This window comes from Streptomyces viridosporus, assembly GCF_002078235.1.
GTDB classification, from domain to species: domain Bacteria; phylum Actinomycetota; class Actinomycetes; order Streptomycetales; family Streptomycetaceae; genus Streptomyces; species Streptomyces viridosporus.
On record NZ_MSGP01000371.1, the window covers coordinates 1 to 4,989 of the forward strand.

Sequence of the window (4,989 nt, forward strand, 5' to 3'; positions counted from 1 at the left end):
GTGCCGTACGGCACACCCGGGGGCGCGGGACCGTGCCGGTGCGCGGCTTCGCGGTGCGGGCGCGAACGGCCACGGGCCGCCGGCGACCGGTGGTGGGGCGCGCCCTTTCCCGGCCGTCCCGTTCGGTGCCGGGCGGGGCGGTGCGGCAGAATCGGGCTCGATGAGCACCTACCGCGACTTCACCGCCCCCATCGGCTCCCGCCGGGCCCCGGTCCTCAGAACCGTCGGCACGCGGGAGCGCCGCTCCCACCTGACGGCACCCCGTGTCCCGACGGTGGGCATCGACATCGGCGGCACGAAGGTCATGGCGGGAGTGGTGGACGCCGACGGCAACATCCTGGAGAAGCTCCGCGCGGAGACCCCGGACAAGTCCAAGAGCCCGAAGGTCGTCGAGGACACCATCGTCGAACTGGTGCTGGACCTGTCCGACCGGCACGACGTGCACGCCGTCGGCATCGGCGCGGCCGGCTGGGTCGACGCCGACCGCAACCGCGTGCTGTTCGCCCCCCACCTGTCCTGGCGCAACGAGCCGCTGCGCGACCGCCTCTCCGGGCGGCTGTCCGTGCCCGTGCTGGTCGACAACGACGCCAACACCGCCGCCTGGGCCGAGTGGCGCTTCGGTGCCGGGCGCGGCGAGGACCACCTCGTCATGATCACCCTGGGCACCGGCATCGGCGGCGCGATCCTGGAGGACGGGCAGGTCAAGCGCGGAAAGTACGGCGTCGCCGGGGAGTTCGGGCACATGCAGGTCGTCCCCGGCGGCCACCGCTGCCCCTGCGGCAACCGCGGCTGCTGGGAGCAGTACAGCTCCGGCAACGCCCTGGTCCGCGAGGCGCGCGAACTGGCCGCCGCCGACTCACCGGTCGCCTTCGGGATCATCGAGCACGTCAAAGGGAACATCGCCGACATCAGCGGCCCGATGATCACCGAGCTGGCCCGGGACGGCGACGCCATGTGCATCGAACTGCTCCAGGACATCGGGCAGTGGCTCGGCGTCGGCATCGCCAACCTCGCCGCCGCCCTCGACCCGTCCTGCTTCGTCATCGGCGGCGGGGTATCGGCCGCCGACGACCTGCTGATCGGCCCCGCGCGGGACGCCTTCAAGCGCCACCTCACCGGCCGCGGCTACCGCCCCGAGGCCCACATCGTCCGCGCCCAGCTCGGCCCCGAGGCCGGCATGGTCGGCGCCGCCGACCTCGCCCGCCTGGTCGCCCGCCGCTTCCGCCGGGCCAAGCGCCGCCGGGTCGAGCGCTACGAGCGCTACGAGCGGTACTACGCACAGGCCCGCCGCGCCGTCCAGGAGTCGCTGTGACGGGCGAGTTCCCCCAACGGACGGCGGCCCCGGCCGAGGGCCGCCGGCACGCGATCCGCCGCAGGGCGCTCACCCTGCTGATCATCGTGCTGCTCATCGGCGTCCCGGCCGGGTACCTGGTGATCTCCGCGAACCAGAGCCGGGCCAGCGGCAAGGACAAGGAGGCGAAGTACTCCGCGACCGGACTGACCGAGGGCTGGCCGTCGAAGCTGCAGCGCCGCCTCTACCAGGTGCCCGTCCCGCACCCCGCCTGGTGGGTGGCGTACTACGAGACCAACAACTGGAAGACCAGCCGCCTCTACGTCGAGTTCGAGACCACCGACGCGGGTCTGAGCGCCTTCCTCACCAGCATGGGCCTGCACCCGGACGACCTGAAGCAGGGTGACATCACCATCGGGGAGCGCGACCGCAACGTCACCGGCTGGACCTTCGACGGCCCCGGCACCTGGTCGGGCCTCGCCCACGAGCAGAAGGACCCGGCACCCACCCACGACATCGTCGTCAACCACGACAAGCCGGGCTATCCCTGGGTGTACGTCGTCTCCCGCACCGTGCCCTGACCCCGCGCCGCCCCGGGGCCGGTGTGCGCCGGACGGGCCGCCGGAACCGATTGTCGGACCCCGCCCGTAGAGTCGGGGACGGACCGGTCCGGCACGCGGGCGGGAGGTGACGAGACACATGGCGGGACACATGGACGGACGGACCGTGACGGCCGGACGGACCACGACCGGGTCCGGCGGCACGGGCGGCACGGACGTCCCCGTCCGGCTCGCCGCCGTCTTCCTGCCCGCACCCCTCCCGCGCGACGGACGCATCGCCCTCTACGACCCCGAGGGCGGCCCCGTCGAGGTCCCCGGGCAGGAGCACCCCGGACCGCCCGACGACGCACCCGACGGGGCCGCACCCGCACGGCGCACCGACCTCACCGTGGTCCGCCCGCACGGCACCGGGGTCCGCCGGCGGGCGACCCCGGCCCTCTCGCTCCCCCTCGACGAGGCGCTGCCGCTGCTGGTCCGCGCCCGCCACGACCCCGCGGCCCACCCGGCCACCGCCTGCTGGGGCGCCGCCGCCCTGCACGCGCTGCGGCTCACGGCGCGCGGTCGGCTGCTGCCCGGCCTGACCGCCACCGGCCACGACGCCTGGCGCGCCGGCCCGCTCGACCCGGACGACGTGGCCCACCTGCGCGCCGTGGCCGCCGCCCTCCCGTACGAGGGCCACGCCGTCCCGCTGCCCGGCCCCGGCCCCCTGCGGCTGCCGCAGCCGGAGGCGCTGGTGCGCGCCTTCCTGGACGCGGTCGCCGACACCCTGCCCCGCACCCCGGCCGCGCCGTACGCCTCCGGAGCGCCGTTCGCCGCCCGGCGGGCCCAGCGGCTGCCCGGCGCCCACGACTGGGCCGCGGAGGTCGCCGCCGGCATGGACGCGGGCGTGCGGATCTCGCTCCGTCTCGACCTGTCCGCGTACGACCTCTTCGACGGCGCCCCCGCGGGCGGCGACGGCACGCGCGCCGCGGGCGCGGCGGTCGTCCAGGTGCACAGCCTCGCCGACCCCACGCTGGTGGTCGACGCGGCCGACCTGTGGGCGGGCGGGGCGGACGGCGCCTTCGGCCCGCGCGCGCGGGTGGACGCCGCCCTCGCGGTCCGCCGCGCGGCCCGCGTCTGGCCGCCGCTGGACCGGCTCGGCGACCAGGACGTGCCCGACGTGCTGGCGCTGTCCGAGGACGAGCTGAACGACCTGCTCGGCGCGGCGGCCGGCCGGCTCGCCGCGGCCGGGGTCGCGGTGCACTGGCCCCGGGACCTCGCCCAGGACCTGACCGCCACGGCGGTCATCCGCCCGGCCCCCGGCTCGGCGACCGACGGCACCGGCTTCTTCGAGAGCGAGGACCTGCTGCGGTTCGGCTGGCAGCTCGCGCTCGGCGGCGACCCGCTCACCGAGGCCGAGATGGACGCCCTGGCCGAGGCCCACCGCCCGGTCGTCCGGCTGCGCGACCAGTGGGTGCTGGTCGACCCCGCCCTCGTCCGCAAGGCCCGCAGACGGGACCTGGGGCTGCTCGACCCGGTCGACGCGCTGTCCGTCGCCCTCACCGGCCGTGCGGAGGTCGACGGCGAGACGGTCGAGGCGGTGCCGGCCGGTGCCCTGGCCGCCCTCCGCGACCGCCTGACCGCCGGCGTGCGGCCCGCCGAGCCGCCGCCCGGCCTGGCCGCCACCCTGCGCGAGTACCAGTTGCGGGGCCTGGCCTGGCTCGACCTCATGACCTCCCTCGGCCTCGGCGGCTGCCTCGCCGACGACATGGGACTGGGCAAGACGATCACCCTCATCGCCCTGCACCTGAAGCGGGCCCGCACCGAACCGACCCTGGTGGTCTGCCCGGCCTCGCTGCTCGGCAACTGGCAGCGGGAGATCGCCCGGTTCGCACCCGGCGTCCCCGTCCGCCGCTTCCACGGCCCCGACCGCACCCTGGACGACCTGGACGGCGGCTTCGTCCTCACCACCTACGGCACCATGCGCTCCGCCGCGCCGGCCCTGGCCGCGCGGACGTGGGGCATGGTCGTCGCCGACGAGGCCCAGCACGTCAAGAACCCCCACTCGGCCACGGCGAAGGCGCTGCGCACGATCAAGACCCCGGCGCGGGTGGCGCTGACCGGGACCCCCGTCGAGAACAACCTCTCCGAGCTGTGGGCCCTGCTCGACTGGACGACCCCGGGACTCCTCGGCCCCCTGAAGTCCTTCCGCGCCCGGCACGCGCGCGCGGTGGAGACCGGCGAGGACGAGGAGGCGGCCGAGCGCCTCGCCCGCCTGGTGCGCCCCTTCCTGCTGCGGCGCAGGAAGTCCGACCCGGGCATCGTCCCCGAACTGCCGCCCAAGACCGAGACGGACCACCCCGTGCCGCTCACCCGCGAACAGGCCGCGCTCTACGAGGCGGTGGTCCGCGAGTCCCTGCTCGCCATCGAGAGCGCACAGGGCATGGGCCGCCGCGGCCTGGTGCTGAAACTGCTGAGCTCGCTCAAGCAGATCTGCGACCACCCGGCGCTGTACCTGAAGGAGGAGCACACACGGGGCGGGGGCGGCCGGCTCGCCGCCCGCTCGGGCAAACTCGCCCTGCTGGACGAGTTGCTGGACACCCTGCTCGCCGAGGACGGCTCGGCCCTGGTGTTCACGCAGTACGTCGGGATGGCCCGGCTGATCACCGCGCACCTCGCCGAGCGCGCGGTCCCGGTCGACCTCCTCCACGGCGGTACGCCGGTGCCGGAGCGGGAGCGCATGGTGGACCGCTTCCAGAGCGGGGCGACCCCCGTCCTGGTGCTGTCGCTCAAGGCCGCCGGCACCGGCCTGAACCTCACCCGCGCGGGCCACGTCGTCCACTTCGACCGCTGGTGGAACCCGGCGGTCGAGGAGCAGGCCACCGACCGCGCCTACCGCATCGGCCAGACCCAGCCCGTCCAGGTCCACCGCCTCATCACCGAGGGCACCGTCGAGGACCGCATCGCCGAGATGCTCCAGTCCAAGCGCGCCCTCGCCGACGCGATCCTCGGCTCCGGCGAGGCGGCCCTCACGGAACTGTCCGACCGCGACCTGTCCGACCTGGTGTCCCTGCGGAGGCCGGCATGACGCCCCGCCCGTCCGACGAGGCCCGCGAGGCCCTGCGCGCGGCGCGGGAGCGGGCCGCCGTCGGACGGGCG

Annotated in this window: 3 protein-coding genes; all 3 read left to right on the forward strand. The window is 75.7% G+C overall.

Annotated elements, in window-relative coordinates; translation table 11 throughout:
* The first annotated feature begins 160 nt into the window (after positions 1-160).
* The 3 genes from B7L92_RS25685 to B7L92_RS25695 all read left to right on the forward strand — a co-directional run bounded on the left by B7L92_RS25685 (position 161) and on the right by B7L92_RS25695 (position 4,918).
* The gene (locus B7L92_RS25685; protein ID WP_081239774.1) at positions 161-1,312 is read left to right on the forward strand and encodes an ROK family glucokinase; all 1,152 of its coding nucleotides are present in this window, start codon (positions 161-163) and stop codon (positions 1,310-1,312) included.
* Positions 1,309-1,872: a sugar kinase gene (locus B7L92_RS25690; protein WP_081239775.1), complete on the forward strand. Its 564-nt coding sequence runs from the start codon at positions 1,309-1,311 to the stop codon at positions 1,870-1,872. The genes B7L92_RS25685 and B7L92_RS25690 overlap by 4 nt, the downstream gene beginning before the upstream one ends.
* A 130-nt stretch (positions 1,873-2,002) precedes the next feature.
* Positions 2,003-4,918, forward strand: a complete 2,916-nt coding sequence (locus B7L92_RS25695; protein WP_170102238.1) for an SCO1167/SCO6262 family helicase — start codon at positions 2,003-2,005, stop codon at positions 4,916-4,918.
* The last annotated feature ends 71 nt before the right edge of the window (positions 4,919-4,989 follow it).

Excerpts from the sequence above, each read along its gene's own strand:
- B7L92_RS25695 (WP_170102238.1), top strand. The coding sequence starts at position 2,003 with ATGGACGGACGGACCGTGACGGCCGGACGGACCACGACCGGGTCCGGC.
- B7L92_RS25685 (WP_081239774.1), top strand. The coding sequence starts at position 161 with ATGAGCACCTACCGCGACTTCACCGCCCCCATCGGCTCCCGCCGGGCC.